Source organism: Mycobacterium sp. NGS45 (genome assembly GCF_059812645.1).
Genome location: NZ_JCALDB010000004.1, coordinates 86,394 through 103,606, shown reverse-complemented (window position 1 = coordinate 103,606; position 17,213 = coordinate 86,394). Strand labels below are relative to the sequence as shown.

Here is a 17,213-nt window from a genome sequence, read left to right as displayed (position 1 = left end):
GACACTGCGCGCAATACGATGGCCCGGTGAGTTCACCGATGCGCGCCGACCCCCTGGTGGGCAGCCTGCTGGACGGGCGCTACCAGGTGCTGGACGCCATCGCGTCGGGCGGCATGTCCACCGTGTACCGGGGTCTGGACACCCGACTGGACCGGCCGGTGGCGCTGAAGGTGATGGATTCCCGCTACGCCGGGGACGCGCAGTTCATCACCCGGTTCCAACTGGAGGCGCGCGCGGTGGCCCGGTTGAAGGACCCGGGTCTGGTCGCACTGTATGACCAGGGCACCGACGGGCGGCACCCATTCCTGGTGATGGAGCTGATCGAGGGCGGCACGCTGCGCGAACTGCTGCGCGAGCGCGGCCCGATGCCGCCGCACGCCGTGGCCGCGGTGCTGCGCCCGGTGCTGGGCGGGTTGGCGGTCGCGCACCGGGCCGGCCTGGTGCACCGCGACGTCAAACCCGAAAACGTCCTGATCTCCGACGACGGCGAGGTCAAACTGGTGGACTTCGGTCTGGTGCGCGCCGTCGCCGAGGCCGGCATCACCTCGACCAGCGTGATCCTGGGCACCGCCGCCTACCTCTCCCCTGAGCAGGTCAGCACCGGAACCTCCGATCCGCGCAGCGACGTCTACTCGGCCGGCATCTTGACCTATGAGCTGTTGACCGGTGCCACCCCGTTCACCGGCGACACCCCGCTGGCGGTGGCCTATCAGCGGATGGACGCCGATGTTCCGGCCCCGAGTAGTCGAATCGACGGTGTACCAACACAATTCGATGATTTCGTGCTGCGGGCGACGCGGCGCGACGCGGCCGGCCGCTACCCGGACGCCGGTGCGATGGGAGCCGCGCTGGAGGCGATCGCCGCCGAACTGAACCTGCCCGCGTTCCGGGTGCCGGCCCCACGCAACTCGGCCCAGCACGAGTCGGCCACCCGCCGGCACCAGCGCGCCCAACCACCACCCGGCCCGAGCGCGGCCACGCCTGCGGTGCGCCACCCCACCCGGGCGTTGACCCGTGGTCCCGACGACTGGAGCGCACCGACCGATCAGCACGCCGATCAGCACGACCCGGACTACCACCGATTCGAGGACGAATTCGACGCTGGCGCAGGGACTTTCGCCGGCATCGAGCTCGGCGAGTTCGCCTGGGCACGCCAGCGCGCGCGGCGCAAGACCGCGATCTGGTTCGCGGTGGTGCTGACCGCCACCGGCGCGGTGGCGGCCGGCGCGTGGACGCTGGGCACCCACCTGAACGCACTGCTGGGCACCGGCTGACAGCGCGGTGCGGTCTGCGTCAGCTGCTCAGTCGCGCAACATCTCGGCGACCAGGAAGGCCAACTCCAGGCTCTGCTGGGTGTTCAGCCGCGGGTCGCAGGCGGTCTCGTAACGACCGGCCAGGTCGTCGTCGGAGATGTCCTGTGCACCACCCAGGCACTCGGTGACGTTCTCGCCGGTGATCTCGACGTGGATGCCACCCGGGTGGGTACCCAACGCGCGGTGCACCTCGAAGAAGCCCTGCACCTCATCGACGATCCGGTCGAAGTGCCGGGTTTTGTAGCCGGTGGACGCCTCGTGGGTGTTGCCGTGCATCGGGTCGCACTGCCAGATCACCTGATGGCCCGACGCCTGCACCTTCTCGATGATCGGCGGCAGCACGTCGCGCACCTTGCCGTTGCCCATCCGGCTGACCAGCGTGAGCCGGCCCGGGGTGTTCTTCGGGTCCAGCCGCTCGACGTACTCGACGACCAGTTCCGGCGTGGTGGACGGGCCGATCTTGACCCCGATCGGGTTGGAGATCACCTCGGCGAACGCGATGTGCGCGCCGTCGAGTTGGCGGGTGCGCTCGCCGATCCACAGGTAGTGCGCCGACAGGTCGTAGAGCTTGAGCGGCTCGCCTTCCACCGCACCCTCGTCGGCGTCATCGGCCAGCCGCAGCATGGCGCGCTCGTAGTCCAGCACCAGCGCCTCGTGGCTGGCGAAGATGTCGGCGGTGTCCAGGTTGCGGTCGTTGACCCCGCAGGCGGTCATGAACCGCAGCCCGCGGTCGATCTCGGCGGCCAGCGCCTCGTAGCGCGCGCCGGCCGGTGAGGTCCGGACGAACTCCCGGTTCCAGTGGTGCACCAGATCCAGCGACGCCAGGCCCGACGCGGTCAGCGCCCGGGTCAGGTTCATCGCCGCGCTGGCGTTGGCGTAGGCGCGCACCAGCCGCGACGGGTCGTGCTCGCGCACCGCGGCGTCCGGCGCGAAACCGTTGACCATGTCGCCGCGGTAGGACTTCAGGCCCAGCGCGTCGGTGTCCGACGAGCGCGGCTTGGCGTACTGCCCGGCGATCCGGGCCACCTTGACCACCGGCATGCTGGCGCCGTAGGTCAGCACCACGGCCATCTGCAGCAGCGCGCGCAGGTTGGCCCGGATGTGCGGTTCGGTGTTGTCGGCGAACGTCTCGGCGCAGTCGCCGCCCTGCAGCATGAAGGCCTCGCCGCGGGCCACCGCGGCCAGCTGGGTGTTGAGCTTCTCGACCTCACGGGGCACCGTGATCGGCGGCACGCTCTCCAGCACGGTGCGCATGGCCTGGGCTTGGCCGGGATCCCAGCTGGGCTGCTGCACGGCCGGCCGGGCCAACGCCGCGTCCAGGCGTTTGCGCAGGTCTTCGGGCAGCGGCGGGAGCGATGGCAGCTGCTCGATGGGTACGTCGACGGTCCAGTTCACCCATCCATGGTAACGGGGTTGCGCGGGTGCTTTTGACCAGCTCACCTGGCCCGCCGGCGGAGCTGCCGACCGGTTGGGAGAAAACCGGGCCTGGTGCGCGACTATTGAAGTGTGGAATGCGAAGTTGCCCGGGAGGCGCTGTCGGCGCGGCTGGACGGTGAACGCGAACCGGTGCCCAGCGTGCGGGTCGACGAGCACCTGCATTCCTGCTCGACGTGCACCGACTGGTATTTCCGGGCGCGCAGCACCACCGAGCGGCTGCGCACCCTGACCGGGCAGTCCCGGCCGGCGATGTCGGTGGTCACGCCGCCCGCGGACCCGGCGCCCCGGCCGCGGGCCCGGCGTCTGCAGCGGTTCTGGCGACCGGCGCTCGGACTGGCCGGTGCGGTGCAGCTCGCGGTGGCGCTGCTGCAGGGCTTCGGGGTGGACGTCGGCTTCGCGCATCTGGATCCGGCCGGCGGGCACGGGCACCTGCTCAACGAATCCACCGCGTGGTCGGTCGCGCTCGGGCTGGTGATGCTGGCCGCTGCGGCCTTCCCGGTGCTGGCCGCCGGTTTGTGCGCGGTGCTGACCGGTTTCGCCGCGGTGTTGGCCGGCTACGTCGTCGTCGACGCCGTGGCCGGCGCGGTGACCCCGCTGCGGGTGCTCAGCCACCTGCCGGTGTTGGCCGGCGCGGTGTTGGCCGCGCTGGTGTGGCGCACCCGGCCCGCGCCGCCGCCGCGACCCGACGACGACGAGCGCGACGCCCCGATCACGCTGCCCGAACACGCGGTGCGCGGACGTCGTCGCGGCCATCTACGTCGCGCCGACGACTCGGTGGCCTGATCCCTACAGCATCACGCCGAACATGATCGCCATGCCGGCGGCCATCGCGGCCTGGGCCGCCACGTCGAGGAACGCGACGGTGGGCTCGGCCGGGCGGTCGCGGCGCTCCACGAAGTAGCGGTTCAGCCAGTACAGCGCGGCGACCGCGAAACCCACGGTCCAGAACCAGTTCACGCCGTCGATCCAGGTCAACCCGTCGGCCGCGGCGCTGTGCTGGTGCTGAGCTGCCCCGTGCTCCAGCCCGGCGCCGTGCTGGTGCCCGCCGGCCGGAACGTCCTGATGGTGATCGTGCCGGCTCGCGTCCTGACCGGGCAGCAGCCCGCCGTCCATCACGGCGTACATCCAGGCCATCGCCGCCATCATCAGGCCGTGATAACCGGCGACCAACCTGGCAAAGCGGGCCTCGGCCCGCAGCATCACCGCGACGAACCACAGCGCGGCCAGCGCGAAGAACACCAGCGGCGGCCGGTCCGGCACCGCCAGCCCCCACGGCCACGCCATCACCGCCATCGCCACGGCCATCGCGATGTGCAGCAGGTGGCTGACCGCGTGCCGAGGCGGGCGGTTGTCCGGAACCCGCAGCGGTCGTCGCTCGACCACCAGTGCGTAGCAGCCCTCGATCGCGGCGAAACCGAACAGCAGCGTCACCACCCAGCACAGCGCCATATCGGTGATCACCGGTCCACCTCGACGTGCGCGATCTCGGGTTCCCGCCCGTGCTCGACGGGCACCGCAGCGCGCCGCGCGGCGCGCCAGCCCAGCAGCACGTCGACGGCCAGGAACCCGGCCAGGGACAAGCCGAGCAGCGGGACCAACCAGCCGACGCCCACCAGCATCACGACCACCAGCACCGCCTCGTGCGGTCGCAGTGCGCCCAGCGCACCGCGTCGCGGGCCGGCCGGCAGCACGAACGTCGAACCGCGCACCGGCCGTCGGCGCCACCACATGCGGTAGCCGAGCAGGATCATCGCGATCAGCGCGATCGCGATCAGCGCCAACACCACCTGATTGGCGACGCCGAACAAGATGCCCATGTGCGCGCCGATGATCCAGTCGGTGAGTTTGGCCAGGATCGGCCAGTCCGCGAAGTTCACCCGGTCGGTCACCGCACCGGTCTGCGGGTGCACCGCGATCGCGTCGTAGCGGGTCGGCCAGCTGCGCTTCTTCTCGGCCACCCGCCAGGCCCGGCCCTCGTCGGCCGGTGGGTACATCCACAGCGGCGTGCGCAGACCGGCCTGCTGCGCGGCCTGCCATGCGACGTCGGCGCCGGCCCAGCTCGGGTCGACACCGGTCGGCCCGGAGGCCGGTGCGACCTGGGGCAGCGCGGTGTCCAGTGTCGGTGCGCGCTGATCGAGTTGGGTCTGCACGGTGTCGATGGACTGACCGGCCCAGCGCGACCAGGTCATCCCGGACACCGACAGCACCAGCAGACCGATCAGCACCCACACCCCGAGGGCGCCGTGCCACGACGTCAGCCGGCGGCGACCGCGGGCGGCGCGGTCCGGCAGCAGCAACCGACGCAGCCGACCCGAGCGAGCACGCCGACCGAGCCACAGCGCCAAGCCGGCCAGCGCGATCAGCCAGGTCCAGCTGGCCGCCAACTCGCTGTAGTTGCGGCCCACGGCGTCCAGGTGCAGCGTGCGGTGCAGTTCGTCGAACCAGGCCCGCACCGGCATCCACTGGCCGTAGGTGGTCAACGCGCCGCGCACCTCGCCGGTGTAGGGGTCGACGAACACCGTGCGGCCGTAGTCCGGCGGGACGTCGTCGACGGCCAGCGTGATCTGCGTGGTGTCGGCGGCCGCGGCCGGCGGCCGGATGCTGGTGACAGTGCCTTCCGGGTGCGCGCGCCGGGCCGCGGCCAGCTGCTCGGCCAGCGGCAACTGCTGGGTGCCGACGTTGGGCACGGTCAACTGCTCGCGATGCACCCACTCGTCGATCTGCGGGGTCAGTACGTACATCAGTCCGGTGAGCGCCGCGATCAGGATGAACGGCGCGACGAACAGACCCGCGTAGAAGTGCACCCGCATCAGCAGCGGGCGGAACCGCGACCAGGTGGTTTCGGCGGATTCGGGCAAGACGTCGCTCACTGCTGCACTTTCGTCGGACTGACCGGGCCGGACTGCGGCCTCGTGTGCATTTGTCGGGTGCGAGCGCGGAAAGTTCCCACGGATTCGGGTGCTACGACCTGCAGTCGTAGACTTCGGGTACCCGATCAGATCCCGTGAAGGGCCGATAACCCATTACCAGCAACCCGACTGAGACCACCGACGAGAACAGCGCCGAGAGCATCGTCGCGTCCGGCACGAAACCCGGCAACGCTCGGCGTTGGGCGCTGATCGTCGGCTGGCTGGTCTGGGTCGTCGCGCTGATCGGCTACGCCCTGGTGGCCGGCCGGCAGCGCTTCGTCGACGCCGGTGACGCCTATCCGGGCGCGCTGACCAACATCGCCGACCTGGTCGGACATTTCACCGCCGGCACTGCTGCCGCGACCTGCCTGGGCGGCCTGCTCTACGTGGTCTGCACGGCCCGACCGGACGCCGACGGCCGCATCGACGCCGCCGGCTTCCGGATACACGTGGTGCTCGAGCGACTGGCCGGGCTGTGGGCCGTGATCGCCGCGGTGATGGTCGTCGTGGTGGCCGGGGCCGATTCCGGGCTGTCGGTGGGCCGACTGCTCACCACCCCGTCGCTGCCGGCCGCGATCGGCGCCTCCGAGCTGTCCCGGGCCTGGATCGTCACCGCGATCTTCGCGACCTTGATCGCGGTGGTGCTGCGGTTCTGCCTGAGCTGGGTGGCCCACCTGGTGCTGTTGATCCCCACCGCGATCGCCGTGGTCGCGGTCCCGGTGGCCGGCAATGCGGGGCAGGGACCCGATCACGACTACTCCACCGGAACCATGATCGTGTTCGCCGTGACGGTGGCCGCGGTAGCCGGTCTCAAGATCGCCGAGACGCTGGTCGGCGCCCCGGCCGACGTGCTGCGCCGGCTGCGGATGCTGACCGCGGTGGCCGGCGGGGTTGCGCTGGCCTACGGCGCGCTACTGCTGGTACTGCTCACCCCGCACACCTTGACCAGCAGCGGATACGGCCGGCTCGGTCTGCTGGTCGGGGTACTGCTGGCCGGGGTGTTCGTGACCGATCTGCTGGCACTGCGCGGTGCCGCACCGGCCCGACCGGCCGTGCCGCTGGCGCAGGCCTTGGCGATGCTCACCGCGCTGGCGTCGATCACCGTGATGGCCACCCAGACCGCGCCGCGGTTCCTGACCCACCCGTTCACCATCTACGACGTGTTCCTGGGCTATCAGCTGCCCGGGCCGCCGACCGCGCTGAACCTGCTCACGGTGTGGCGCTTCGACACCTTCATCAGCACCGCCGCGCTGGTGGCCGCGGCCGCCTACACCGCGGGTTACCTGCGGCTACGCCGACGTGGCGACCACTGGCCGGTGGGTCGACTGCTGGCCTGGCTGATCGGTTGTCTGCTGCTGGTGATCTGCACCAGTTCGGGCCTGCGCTCCTACGGGTCGGCGATGTTCTCGGTGCACATGGCCGAGCACATGGCGCTGAACATGTTCATTCCGGTGCTGCTGGTGCTCGGCGGACCGGTGACCATGGCGCTGCGGGCGCTGCCGCCGGCCGGTTCCGGGCAGCCGCCCGGCCCGCGCGAATGGGTGCTGTGGGCCGTGCACGCCAAGTTCACCCGGGTGCTGGCCAACCCGATCGTGGCGTTCGTGCTGTTCGTCGGGTCGCTGTACGCGGTGTACTTCAGTCCGCTGCTGGACACCCTGATGCGCTACCACTGGGGCCACGAGCTGATGAGCGTGCACTTCCTGCTCACCGGCTACCTGTTCTTCTGGGGCATCATCGGCATCGACCCGGGCCCGCGCCGGTTGCCGTTCCTGGGCCGGCTGGGCCTGCTGTTCGCGGTGATGCCGTTCCACGCGTTCTTCGGCATCGCGACCATGACCATGACCACGCCGCTGGCCGGCACCTACTACCGCTACCTGGACCTGCCGTGGGTTTCGAGCCTGACCGACGACCAGCATCTGGGCGGCGCGATCGCCTGGGGGTCCAGCGAAGTCCCGGTGGTGATCGTGGTGATCGCGCTGGTGGCGCAGTGGGCCCGGCAGGATCGGCGCACCGCCGAACGCAGCGACCGGCATTCCGACGCCCACTACGACGACGATCTGGACGCCTACAACGCCATGCTGCGCGAGTTGGCCCGCAACCGTCGGTGAAACCGACGCCGGTGTGCCCTGGTTGCACACCGGGTGCGGGCAAGGCACGTTCAAACCCCATTTCGCGTGCCCTGGTTGCACACCGGGTGCAGGCAGGGCACGCCCAAACCTGATTTCGCGTGCCCTCGTTGCACACCGGGTGCAGGCAGGGCACGCCGTCAGCTGCGCAGGGTGTAGTTGCCCTCGTCGCTCAGCGCGGCCTGTACCTCGGCGGCACCGAGTTCCCGGCCGGCGTTCACCGTCACCACCGAGGTGCCGTTGGGAACCAGCTCGACGTTGACCTCGGTGACCTCGGGCAGCCCGGTGAACGCCTCGGTGACGTGGTTGACGCAGCCGCCGCAGCTCAGGCCGTCGATGTTGAAGATCTGTTCAGTCATGACGAAGGTCATTGCCTTTCAGGGTCATTGGAGACGGAAGCGCCTTTGCGGCCGAACTTGCGCAGCCGCAGGCTGTTGGACACCACGAAGAACGACGAGAACGCCATCGCACCCCCGGCGATCAGCGGGTTGAGCAGACCGGCGGCGGCGATCGGGATGGCCGCGACGTTGTAACCGAACGCCCAGCCCAGGTTGGTCCGGATGGTGCGCATGGTGGCCTTGGCCAGATCCAGGGCCTGCGGCACGATCTGCAGGTCGTCGCGCACCAGGATGATGTCGGCGGCCCCGATCGCGACGTCGGTGCCGCGCCCGATCGCCAGACCCAGATCCGCGCAGGCCAGCGCGGGCCCGTCGTTGATCCCGTCGCCGACCATGGCGACCACCCGGCCGCGTTCGCGCAGCTGCTCGATCACCGCGACCTTGCCCTCCGGCAGCACCTCGGCGATCACCTCGTCGATGCCGACCGCGTCGGCCACCGCCGCGGCCGTGGCCGCGTTGTCACCGGTGAGCAGGACCGTGCGCAGCCCGCGTTGGTGCAGCGCGGTCACCGCGCCGGCCGCGGACTCCTTGACCGTGTCGGCCACCGCGACCGCACCGACCAGCTGCTGGTCGACTGACACGAAAACCACTGTCTGCCCGCGGGATTCACCGGCCTGGCGAGCCGCGACCAGTTTGTCCGGCACCGCCCCGGTGGTCACCCAGGACGGTCGGCCCACCGCGACGACGGCGCCGTCGACGGTCCCGACGACACCGCGGCCGGCCTCGGCCCGGAAGTCGGTCACCGGCCGGTGCTCGGCGACCGCGCCGGAGATCGCCAGACCCACGGCGTGTTCGGAGGCGTGCTCGACGGCCGCGGCGACCGCCAGCACCTCGGTCGGGTCGGCGCCGGGCGCTGCGGTGACCGCGGCGACGGTCAGCTGCCCGTGGGTCAGGGTGCCGGTCTTGTCGAACACCACGGTGTCGACGCTGCGGATGGCTTCCAGCGCGGGCTGGCTCTTGAGGAAGATGCCCAACTGTGCGCCGCGCCCGGCCGCCACCAGCATCGCCGTCGGCGTGGCCAGCCCGAGTGCGCACGGGCAGGCGATCACCAGCACCGCCAGCGCCGCGGAGAACGCCCGGTCGGCGTCGCCGTCGGCCAGCCACCAGCCCAGCGCGGTCAACGCCGCGATCACGAACACCGCGGGCACGAACACCGCGGAGATCCGGTCGGCCAGCCGCTGCGCGGCCGCCTTCTGCGCCTGGGCGCCTTCGACCAGGCGGACCATGCCGGCGAACTGGGTGTCGGCGCCGACCGCGGCGGCCTCCACGATCAGCCGGCCGTCCAACACCACCGTGCCGCCGACCACGTTGCCGCCGGGGCGGACCCGCACCGGGCTGGATTCACCGGTCATCGCGCTCATGTCGATGGCGGCCTCGCCCTCGACCACCAGCCCGTCTGCGGCCACCGTCTGCCCCGGGCGCACCACGAACCGCTGCTGCTCCTTGAGCTCGTCGGCCGGGATCACCAGCTCGCCGCCGTCGGCCAGCAACACCGAGACGTCCTTGGCGCTCAACGCGGCCAGCGCCCGCAACGCGCTACCGGCGCGGGACTTGGCCCGCGCCTCGAAGTACCGGCCGGCCAGCACCAGCGTGGTGACCCCGGCGGCCACCTCCAGGTAGATCGAATCGCTGGACCCCAGGGCCTGCCAGACACCGCTGGTCTCGCGCACCGGGGCGGCCGTGAAGATGGTGTGCAGCGACCACACGGTCGCGGCGCTGACGCCGACCGAGATCAGCGTCTCCATGGACGCCGTGCCACGGCGGGCGTTGCGCAGCGCGACCCGGTGGAACGGCCAGGCCGCCCAGGTCACCACCGGCAGCGCCAGTGCCAGCAGCACCCAGCTCCAGCCGGCGAACCGGGTGCTGGGCACCACCGCGAACATCACCGACAGGTCGGCCAGCGGGACGAACAACACGGCGGCCACCGCAAGGCGCAGCAGCAGGTAGCGGGCGTGGTCGGCGTCCGGGTCGGAGACCGGGGGCACCGAGCGCTCGTCGTTGGGGGCGGCGTCGTAGCCGGCCTTGCGCACCACCTCGCACAGCGTCCCGACGTCGGTGTCGGCCGGTGCGTCGACGGTGGCCACCCGGGTGGCGTAGTTCACCGAGGCCCGCACCCCGGCCACCTTGTTCAGCTTGATCTCGACCCGGGCGGCGCACGCCGCACAGGTCATACCGGACACGTCCAGGCGTACCCGCTGGATCTGCGCCGGGTCCTGCTCACCGGCGACCACAGCGGTCATCGTTCTCCCATCACTGCTAGCTGCACCGGGGGTTCTGGTGCACCTAAGTCCTAGTCGCACCGCGCTGCCGGTTGGTTCCCGGCGACCAGGCATAATCTCTGGTCGTGCCCACAGACGGCGGACAAGACCAAGTTACCCGGCTCGCGTTGGCGGCCGGTCGCGGCGACGCCGTCGCGCTGCGGCAGTTCATCGAGGCCACCCAGGCCGACGTGTGGCGTTCGGTGGCCTATCTGGCCGATCCGGGCAGCGCCGACGACCTGACCCAGGAGACCTACCTGCGTGCGATCGGCGCGCTCCCCCGTTTCTCGGCGCGGTCCTCGGCGCGCACCTGGCTGCTGTCCATCGCCCGCCGGGTGGTGGTCGACCAGATCCGGCGCAATCAGGCCCGGCCGCGCACCACCGGCGACGTCGACCTGGACGCCCTGTTGGGCGCCGGCCGCGGCGGCCCGGGCCGGTTCGAGGACATCGTCGAGGTCAAGATGCTGCTCGACGGTCTGGAGACCGACCGGCGGCACGCCCTGATGCTGACCCAGGTGCTGGGCTTGTCCTACGCGGAGGCCGCCGCGGTGTGCGGCTGCCCGGTCGGCACCATCCGCTCCCGGGTGGCCCGGGCCCGCGAAGACCTGCTGGCCGCGAGCCACGACGACGAGGCCACCGGTTAGACCCAGCCGGCCCGCAGTTCGGCCATGATCTCGAATCTGCGGCGCGCCTGCTGCGCGTCCACCAGGGCATCGTGGGTGTCGGTCGGCCGCGGCGGCATCCGCGGACTGCCCAGATCCGCCCAGAGTTGCCGCAGCTCGTGGGTGAACCGCGGGATCTGCGGCGGCAGGTTGGTCATCGGCCCCCACAGCTGACACAGCGCGACGTGGTCGTAGGCGCCCACCCAGGCCCACAGTTCGATCGGTTCGTCGGTGTCGATGCCGAAGAACGCCTCCAGGTCCTCGCGAATGGTGCGGCGGGACTTCCACAGCGGCGAGGACGGCGACGGCAGCTTGGGCAGCACGTGTTTGCGTACCCAGGTGCCGGCCCGCTCGGGCGGGAATTCGGTTGACACCGCGTAATATTCGCGGCCATCCTCGGCGGCCACCCCGATCGAGATCAACTCGATGGTGCGGCCGTCGTCGATGAACTCGGTGTCATAGAAGTACCGCATGGCAGGCCAGCCTAGCCAGCACCGACGACGCTCGACGGGGCCGACGGAGCCGGTGCCGGGTGGATCGCGCGATCCAGTTCGGCGTCCACGGCGTCGTCGTCGGGGAAGCGCGGCATGCCGGCCAGCACGGATTGCAGCCACAGGTTCGTCGCCACGATCGGCCGGCGGATCCGGCGTTCCCGCACCAGCGCGCGGTGCATCTTGCGCGGGTCGTCGGTGTAGCGCCACCGCGCCCACGGCGCATGCGGACGGGACAGCCGGATCGCGCCGACCACCAGCAGCAGCGGCATGCCCAGCCCCAGCAGACCGGTCCACACCTTGCCCTTGAGCAACACCAGCACCGCCAACGCCAAGCTGACCACCGCTGCGCCGATCAGCAATGCCTTGGCGTACCAACCGGTTTCGTTCGACCAGACGTCGATACCCAGGAACGCCAACGGATTGAACCCGGTGACCAACAGTCCGGCCACCGCGGCCGCGACGAACACCGCGTCCACCGACGTGCGACCGTCCTCACTCCAGTAGACGTCCTGCAGGTGCAGGATCAGCGCGAACTCGTCGAGCACCAGTGCGGCACCGATCCCGAAGAACACTGCGGCGACGGTGAAGTCACGCTCGCTGCCGTCGACCGCCAGCGTCACCATGGCCAGACCGGAAACCAGCACCAGCACCACCCCGATCACCACATGGTGCAGATGGAAACCGCCGCCGTCGCCGTCGTCGATGGCCAGGTTGCGCGGCTGCCACCACTTGCGCGGCCCGGTAGCACCGGCGTGCGCGCGGATGTAGCGCACGATCAGCCGGGTGATCAGGAACGTGACGATGAAGGCGACCAGACAGCAGACCAGCGGCAGCCGGCCGGGGGCCATCAGTTGCACGTGCCAGGAGACCTCGTGTTCGAGCCTTGCTACCGCCCACGCCACGTGCCGAACTTACGCCAGTGCCCTGATGCCGCACGGCCGCGGATACCCTGTCATGGACATGATGACTCGGCAGCCCCACACGGGTACGACGGCGACCCCTCGGCAGCTGATCGGCCGGCGGGTGTTCCAGCTGATGGCGGTCATCGCCTTCGCTGCCGCGGCCTGGTGGCTGTTCACCCACGCCAACTACCGCATCGACATCGACGTGTACCGGATGGGCGGGCGGGCCTGGCTGGACGGCCACGAGCTGTACGGCGCAGATTCGTCGTTCCACACCCAGGCCGGGCTGGACCTGCCGTTCACCTATCCCCCGCTGGCCGCGATCGTGTTCGCGCCGTTCGCCTGGCTGCCACTGCCCGCGGCCAGCGCCGTGATCACCGGGTTGACCCTGGTGCTGCTGGTGGTCTCGACCCAGATCGTGCTGAACCGGCTCGACGTGCTGGCCGGCCGCAGCGCCGACCGCTGGTGGCTGGCGGTTGCCCTCAGCGCACCCGCCGCGGTGCTGCTGGAACCGCTGCACGCCAACTTCGACTTCGGCCAGATCAACGTCGTGCTGATGACCATGGTGATCGCGGACTGCCTGCTCCGGCGCACCTGGTGGCCGCGCGGACTGCTGGTCGGCCTGGCGATCGCGGTGAAGCTGACGCCGGCGGTGTTCCTGGTGTACTTCGTGCTGCGCCGCGATTGGCGCGCGGTGCGGACCGCGGGTTTGGCGCTGCTGGGCGCCACCGCCGTCGGGTTCGCGCTGGCCTGGCGCGATTCGGTGCAGTACTGGACCAAGACGATCCACGACACCGAGCGGATCGGCACCGCGACGCTGAACACCAACCAGAACATCTCGGCGCTGCTGGTGCGGCTCGGCATACCGGACGGACCGCGGTTCCTGCTCTGGGTGACGCTGTGCCTGCTGGTGCTGGCGCTGACGGTGTGGGCCGGCCGGCACGCGCTGCGCGCCGAGCAGCCGGTGCTGGCGCTGATCACGGTGGCGCTGTTCGGTCTGGTGGTCTCGCCGGTGTCCTGGTCACACCACTGGGTGTGGGCGTTGCCGGCGCTGCTGACACTGGGATTGCTGGCCGTGCGGTGGCGCAACATCGCATTGGGCGTCGTGACCGTGGTCGGGGTGCTGCTGATGACCAGCTACCCGCTGCTGCTGATGCCCGAGCACCGCGAGGCCCAGGCCGCGCTGTGGCGGCAGCTGCTCGGCGCGTCCTACGTGTGGTGGGCGCTGGCGGTCATCGTGGTGACCGCGGTGGTGTGCAAATCCCACCCGGGGGTCAGCCCGCGGCCGACTCCGGCAGCCGGGACACCGGCGGATCCTGCGTTGCGCCCGTCTTGAGCGTGGCCGCGTAGATGTCGACGTACTCCTGGCCGGACAGCCGCATCAGCTCGTAGATCACCTCGTCGACCACGGCGCGCTCGATGAACCGGTTGCCGGCCATGCCGTCGAACCGGGAGAAGTCCATCGGCTTGCCGAACCGCACCTCGACCCGGCCGAACCGCAGGCCCTTGCGGCCCGGCGGGTTGACCACGTCGGTGCCGACCATCGCGACCGGGATCACCGGAACACCGGTCTCGAGCGCCAGCCGGGCCAGGCCGGTCTTGCCCTTGTAGAGCCGGCCGTCGGGCGAGCGGGTGCCCTCCGGGTACATGCCCAGCAGCTTGCCCTCGCCCAGGATGCGGGCTGCGGTCTGCAGCGCGTCCTGCGCCGAGTCGGCGTTGGTGCGGTCGATCGGAACCTGCCCGACCACGGTGTAGAACCAGGCCAGGAACCGGCCCTTGATCCCGGTGCCGGTGAAGTACTCCTGCTTGGCCAGGAAGGTGATCCGGCGGCGCACCACCAGCGGCAGGTAGAAGCTGTCCATCACGGCCAGGTGGTTGCTGGCCAGAATCGCCGGCCCATCAGCCGGAACATGTTCCAAGCCTTGGACTTTTGGCCTACCCAGGGCGGCCAGTAGCGGTCCCAGCAGGATGTACTTGAACAGCCAATACCACATGGACCCTCCCGCTCGGACGCACATCGACGACGACGATGCCGTGCGCCAACTTTACCCACCGGTACCCGTAGCGACTACACGCGAGTTTGCGATCAGTCCTCGACGGTGACGTGGATGGGCTGATATCGGCCGGCGCCGCCGGGCCCACCCGGTTCGGCCGCGGGCCGCGGTTCGGCCGCCGGACCCGCGTCGTCCGCGGTCTGCGGTGGTGGCCCGCTCGGGTCGGTGGGCGGCTGCGGTGGGCCGGCCGGCGCGGCCGCGTCGTGGCCGTCGATCACCGCGCGCACCACGGTCAGCAGCGCCATCGAATGCTCGGCGATCACGGTCAGCAGCGGATGCTCCTCACCGGCGGCGACCGCGGCCAACGCGCACACCGGGCACCACACCTGCTGGCAGCGGCCCGGGCTGTCGCCGGAGCGGGCGGCGGCCAACGCCGCGGCAGCGCGCACCGCAGGGTCGATCCGGTCCAGCAGGGCTGCGGCCAAGGCACGCAGCTCCGGACCCAGATCCGAGTGCGACCCACTCACTTCGGCCACACCTCCGGGTTGGGACGAAAACGCACGGTCAACTGATTGCCCTTGAGTTGGGCGTTGATCACGATGCACCGACGCAAGACGGAGGCCAGCCGGACCCGCCGGCGCATGCCCCCCACCCCGATGATCAGATCATCGTCGACCCGGCCCAGGGACAGCGCCCCGGAGTCGACATGCGGTAACTCTAGTCGCAATCGGTAGATCGAGCCGAGTCCCGTGCCGGACTCCAAGTCCACCACCGGGCGCAGCGGGCCGGGCGGAGCCGAGCCGTCGCGGCGGCGGGCGGCGTCGAGCAACTCGGCGAGCGCCTTGGGTCCGATCGGTTCGCCGGGCAGATGCGGCGTCAGCACCAGTTGCACATCGCCGATGGTGCCGCTCAGTTCGTCGAGCACCGCGCGCTGCTCGCTGATCCGCTCGGCATACCAATCGAAGGCCGGATGGTCGGGCAGGTTGCGGTACTCGTACGAGTCGTCTTGCAGCAGTACCTGGTTGACGATCAGTTCGGTGACCCGCACCCCCATCAACGACAGCGACCCCAGGGTGCGCGCGGCTTCGGCGGCCACCACCCGTTCGGCGGTCATCACCAGGTGCGCGCCGACGACGTCCTCGTCGGTCAGCAGCGCGCCCAGCGTCTCGATGCCGGCGCTGATCCGCTCCAACACGCCCACCACGGCCGCGCTCGCAGCGTCGGTCACCGAGGACAACCGCCGGTGCCGCGGCCAGGCCCGCTCCAGATACAGCCCGAAGGTCGACGGCAGGGTCAGCATCCGCAGCGCGTCCGCGGTGGACGCGCAGTCCACCACGATGGTGTCCCACTGTCCGGAGTTCGCCAGCTCGGCCACCTCGTGCAGTCCGAGTACCTCCTGGATTCCAGGCAGCGCCGAAAGTTCTTCCGGCGCAACATCGCCCAGCTCGGAGTCCGGGAACCGGCCGGCCAGCGTGGCGGCCACTTCGCGCCACCGGGCCGCCAGCAGCGCCAGGGTGTCGACGGCCAGCGCATCCAGCGAACCGCCACCGGCATCGGGATCATCGGTCAGCACCCGGACCGGGTCGCGCACACCGGTGGCCGGCACCGGCACCCCGAGCACGTCGCCGAGTGAGTGCGCCTGGTCGGTGGACACCAGCAGCACCCGGGCACCGGACTGCGCAATGCGCACCGCGGTGGCCGACGCCAGCGTCGACTTGCCAACCCCGCCCTTGCCGACGAACAGGCTGATCTGGGCGCGGACGGCGGCCGCTGCGCTGGATTCGGTCAGCCTTCGACTCTCTTCTTCAGGTCCTTGAGTGCGGTGTCGGTGAGTCGACGTTCGGCCTTGCGCTTGAGCAGCCCGATCATCGGGATCAGCAGATCGACCGCAAGCTCATAGGTGACCTCGGTGCCGGATCCCTTGGGCACCAAGCGATATTCCCCGTCGAGCGCCTTGAGCAGCGAACTCGATACCAACCACCAGCGCACCGAACGACGGTCGGCGGGCCACTCGTACTCGAACACCATGGTGTCCTTGAGCACCGCGGCGTCCAGCACCAGCCGGGCCACTTTCGGGTTGCCGTCGGCGCCGGTCTCGAGCACCTCGGTTTCCTGGTACTCCTTGACCCACTCCGGATACGAGCCGATGTCGGCTATCACGTCCATCACCGTGCCCGGATCGGCATCGATGTAGATGGTTTGCGTCGTCTTGTCCGCCACGTGATCGCTGCCCTAACGCTCTATGACTTGCAGTTGTCCGCTCGTCTGCAGACGGTACCCGTACCGCCTGCGACCTCGCCTGTCATCCCACCCGCCGGGAGGGGCTCGTCAGCCCTGAGGTGCCGCCCCGACCGGACGGTTGCACTCCAGTTCGCCCTTGACTTCGAAGGCCATCCGCTTGCCGGCCACCCGGCGTGCGTGGTTGAGCTTGGCCAGGTTCAGCTTGGCCAGTTGGTGCGCGGTCACACCCGCCGGTTCGGCGTGCAGGAAGTAGTGCAGGATCACGCCGTCGAGCATGGGCTCCAACCAGATTTCCATCGATCCGGTCAGCGGCCCGGACACCGTCCAGCGGATCCCCGCCTCGCCGCGCTCCTCGACCACCTTCAAGCTCAGATCGGGCCACCAGCGCCGCCAGCGCGCCGGATCCGCGATCGCCGCACCCACCACGGCGCCGTCGGCCGCCACGAACGTCTCGTCGGCCACCTGAATGCTGTTCATCG

Annotated in this window: 17 protein-coding genes; 5 read left to right on the top strand and 12 right to left on the bottom strand. The window is 70.4% G+C overall.

Annotated elements, in window-relative coordinates:
• Nucleotides 1–38: 38 nt before the first annotated feature.
• A complete protein-coding gene (locus AC5Y3P_RS05575; protein WP_500044993.1) occupies nucleotides 39–1,274 on the top strand; it encodes a protein kinase domain-containing protein in 1,236 nt (411 codons plus the stop codon).
• 27 nt (nucleotides 1,275–1,301) lie between these two features.
• Here the strand turns inward: AC5Y3P_RS05575 and AC5Y3P_RS05570 are convergent, their stop codons facing one another.
• Nucleotides 1,302–2,708 (bottom strand): class II 3-deoxy-7-phosphoheptulonate synthase, encoded by a 1,407-nt coding sequence (locus AC5Y3P_RS05570; RefSeq protein WP_500044890.1) that lies wholly within the window; start codon nucleotides 2,706–2,708, stop codon nucleotides 1,302–1,304.
• Between the two features lie 111 nt (nucleotides 2,709–2,819).
• Between AC5Y3P_RS05570 and AC5Y3P_RS05565 the strand changes: the two genes are divergently transcribed.
• Nucleotides 2,820–3,533 carry a zf-HC2 domain-containing protein gene (locus tag AC5Y3P_RS05565; protein WP_500044889.1) on the top strand — a complete coding sequence of 238 codons (714 nt, stop codon included), beginning with the start codon at nucleotides 2,820–2,822 and terminating at the stop codon, nucleotides 3,531–3,533.
• Nucleotides 3,534–3,536: 3 nt separating this feature from the next.
• Here the strand turns inward: AC5Y3P_RS05565 and AC5Y3P_RS05560 are convergent, their stop codons facing one another.
• Nucleotides 3,537–4,211, bottom strand: coding sequence for a DUF5134 domain-containing protein (locus AC5Y3P_RS05560; RefSeq protein ID WP_500044888.1), 675 nt, complete (start codon nucleotides 4,209–4,211; stop codon nucleotides 3,537–3,539).
• Entirely contained in the window at nucleotides 4,208–5,560 is a 1,353-nt protein-coding gene (locus AC5Y3P_RS05555) for a PepSY-associated TM helix domain-containing protein (protein ID WP_500044992.1), read from the bottom strand. The genes AC5Y3P_RS05560 and AC5Y3P_RS05555 overlap by 4 nt, the downstream gene beginning before the upstream one ends.
• 212 nt (nucleotides 5,561–5,772) lie before the next feature.
• On the opposite strand from AC5Y3P_RS05555, the gene AC5Y3P_RS05550 reads away from it, so the two are divergent.
• Nucleotides 5,773–7,767: a cytochrome c oxidase assembly protein gene (locus AC5Y3P_RS05550; protein WP_500044991.1), complete on the top strand. Its 1,995-nt coding sequence runs from the start codon at nucleotides 5,773–5,775 to the stop codon at nucleotides 7,765–7,767.
• A 158-nt stretch (nucleotides 7,768–7,925) separates the two neighbouring features.
• Here the strand turns inward: AC5Y3P_RS05550 and AC5Y3P_RS05545 are convergent, their stop codons facing one another.
• Both AC5Y3P_RS05545 and AC5Y3P_RS05540 read right to left on the bottom strand, forming a co-directional pair.
• On the bottom strand, nucleotides 7,926–8,144 hold the full coding sequence (locus AC5Y3P_RS05545) for a heavy-metal-associated domain-containing protein (RefSeq protein WP_500044887.1): 219 nt from the start codon (nucleotides 8,142–8,144) through the stop codon (nucleotides 7,926–7,928).
• 8 nt (nucleotides 8,145–8,152) lie between these two features.
• Nucleotides 8,153–10,423: a heavy metal translocating P-type ATPase gene (locus AC5Y3P_RS05540; RefSeq protein WP_500044886.1), complete on the bottom strand. Its 2,271-nt coding sequence runs from the start codon at nucleotides 10,421–10,423 to the stop codon at nucleotides 8,153–8,155.
• Nucleotides 10,424–10,527: 104 nt separating this feature from the next.
• Between AC5Y3P_RS05540 and sigC the strand changes: the two genes are divergently transcribed.
• Nucleotides 10,528–11,085, top strand: coding sequence for an RNA polymerase sigma factor SigC (gene sigC, locus AC5Y3P_RS05535; protein WP_500044885.1), 558 nt, complete (start codon nucleotides 10,528–10,530; stop codon nucleotides 11,083–11,085).
• On the opposite strand, the gene AC5Y3P_RS05530 is transcribed toward sigC, so the two are convergent.
• Nucleotides 11,082–11,576 (bottom strand): polyadenylate-specific 3'-exoribonuclease AS, encoded by a 495-nt coding sequence (locus AC5Y3P_RS05530; protein ID WP_500044884.1) that lies wholly within the window; start codon nucleotides 11,574–11,576, stop codon nucleotides 11,082–11,084. The two genes, sigC and AC5Y3P_RS05530, sit on opposite strands and share 4 nt — an antisense overlap.
• 11 nt (nucleotides 11,577–11,587) lie before the next feature.
• Nucleotides 11,588–12,445, bottom strand: a complete 858-nt coding sequence (locus AC5Y3P_RS05525) for a hypothetical protein (RefSeq protein ID WP_500044990.1) — start codon at nucleotides 12,443–12,445, stop codon at nucleotides 11,588–11,590.
• Nucleotides 12,446–12,557: 112 nt separating this feature from the next.
• Here AC5Y3P_RS05525 and AC5Y3P_RS05520 point away from each other — a divergent pair, with 112 nt between their 5' ends.
• Nucleotides 12,558–13,835 (top strand): glycosyltransferase family 87 protein, encoded by a 1,278-nt coding sequence (locus AC5Y3P_RS05520; protein ID WP_500044883.1) that lies wholly within the window; start codon nucleotides 12,558–12,560, stop codon nucleotides 13,833–13,835.
• On the opposite strand, the gene AC5Y3P_RS05515 is transcribed toward AC5Y3P_RS05520, so the two are convergent.
• The 5 genes from AC5Y3P_RS05515 to AC5Y3P_RS05495 form a co-directional block, all read right to left on the bottom strand.
• Nucleotides 13,774–14,493, bottom strand: coding sequence for a lysophospholipid acyltransferase family protein (locus tag AC5Y3P_RS05515; RefSeq protein ID WP_500044882.1), 720 nt, complete (start codon nucleotides 14,491–14,493; stop codon nucleotides 13,774–13,776). The genes AC5Y3P_RS05520 and AC5Y3P_RS05515 overlap by 62 nt on opposite strands.
• 92 nt (nucleotides 14,494–14,585) lie before the next feature.
• Nucleotides 14,586–15,020 carry a hypothetical protein gene (locus AC5Y3P_RS05510; RefSeq protein WP_500044881.1) on the bottom strand — a complete coding sequence of 145 codons (435 nt, stop codon included), beginning with the start codon at nucleotides 15,018–15,020 and terminating at the stop codon, nucleotides 14,586–14,588.
• Nucleotides 15,017–16,282, bottom strand: coding sequence for an ArsA family ATPase (locus AC5Y3P_RS05505; protein WP_500044989.1), 1,266 nt, complete (start codon nucleotides 16,280–16,282; stop codon nucleotides 15,017–15,019). The genes AC5Y3P_RS05510 and AC5Y3P_RS05505 overlap by 4 nt, the downstream gene beginning before the upstream one ends.
• Nucleotides 16,279–16,713 (bottom strand): SRPBCC family protein, encoded by a 435-nt coding sequence (locus tag AC5Y3P_RS05500; RefSeq protein ID WP_500044880.1) that lies wholly within the window; start codon nucleotides 16,711–16,713, stop codon nucleotides 16,279–16,281. Before AC5Y3P_RS05500 ends, AC5Y3P_RS05505 begins: the two co-directional genes overlap by 4 nt.
• A 108-nt stretch (nucleotides 16,714–16,821) precedes the next feature.
• On the bottom strand, nucleotides 16,822–17,211 hold the full coding sequence (locus AC5Y3P_RS05495) for a polyketide cyclase / dehydrase and lipid transport (protein ID WP_500044879.1): 390 nt from the start codon (nucleotides 17,209–17,211) through the stop codon (nucleotides 16,822–16,824).
• Between the last annotated feature and the right edge of the window lie 2 nt (nucleotides 17,212–17,213).

Excerpts from the sequence above, each read along its gene's own strand:
- AC5Y3P_RS05525 (WP_500044990.1), bottom strand. The coding sequence starts at position 12,445 with ATGGCCCCCGGCCGGCTGCCGCTGGTCTGCTGTCTGGTCGCCTTCATC.
- AC5Y3P_RS05495 (WP_500044879.1), bottom strand. The coding sequence starts at position 17,211 with ATGAACAGCATTCAGGTGGCCGACGAGACGTTCGTGGCGGCCGACGGC.
- AC5Y3P_RS05540 (WP_500044886.1), bottom strand. The coding sequence starts at position 10,423 with ATGACCGCTGTGGTCGCCGGTGAGCAGGACCCGGCGCAGATCCAGCGG.
- AC5Y3P_RS05575 (WP_500044993.1), top strand. The coding sequence starts at position 39 with ATGCGCGCCGACCCCCTGGTGGGCAGCCTGCTGGACGGGCGCTACCAG.
- AC5Y3P_RS05515 (WP_500044882.1), bottom strand. The coding sequence starts at position 14,493 with ATGTGGTATTGGCTGTTCAAGTACATCCTGCTGGGACCGCTACTGGCC.
- AC5Y3P_RS05520 (WP_500044883.1), top strand. The coding sequence starts at position 12,558 with ATGATGACTCGGCAGCCCCACACGGGTACGACGGCGACCCCTCGGCAG.
- AC5Y3P_RS05555 (WP_500044992.1), bottom strand. The coding sequence starts at position 5,560 with ATGCGGGTGCACTTCTACGCGGGTCTGTTCGTCGCGCCGTTCATCCTG.
- AC5Y3P_RS05545 (WP_500044887.1), bottom strand. The coding sequence starts at position 8,144 with ATGACTGAACAGATCTTCAACATCGACGGCCTGAGCTGCGGCGGCTGC.
- AC5Y3P_RS05530 (WP_500044884.1), bottom strand. The coding sequence starts at position 11,576 with ATGCGGTACTTCTATGACACCGAGTTCATCGACGACGGCCGCACCATC.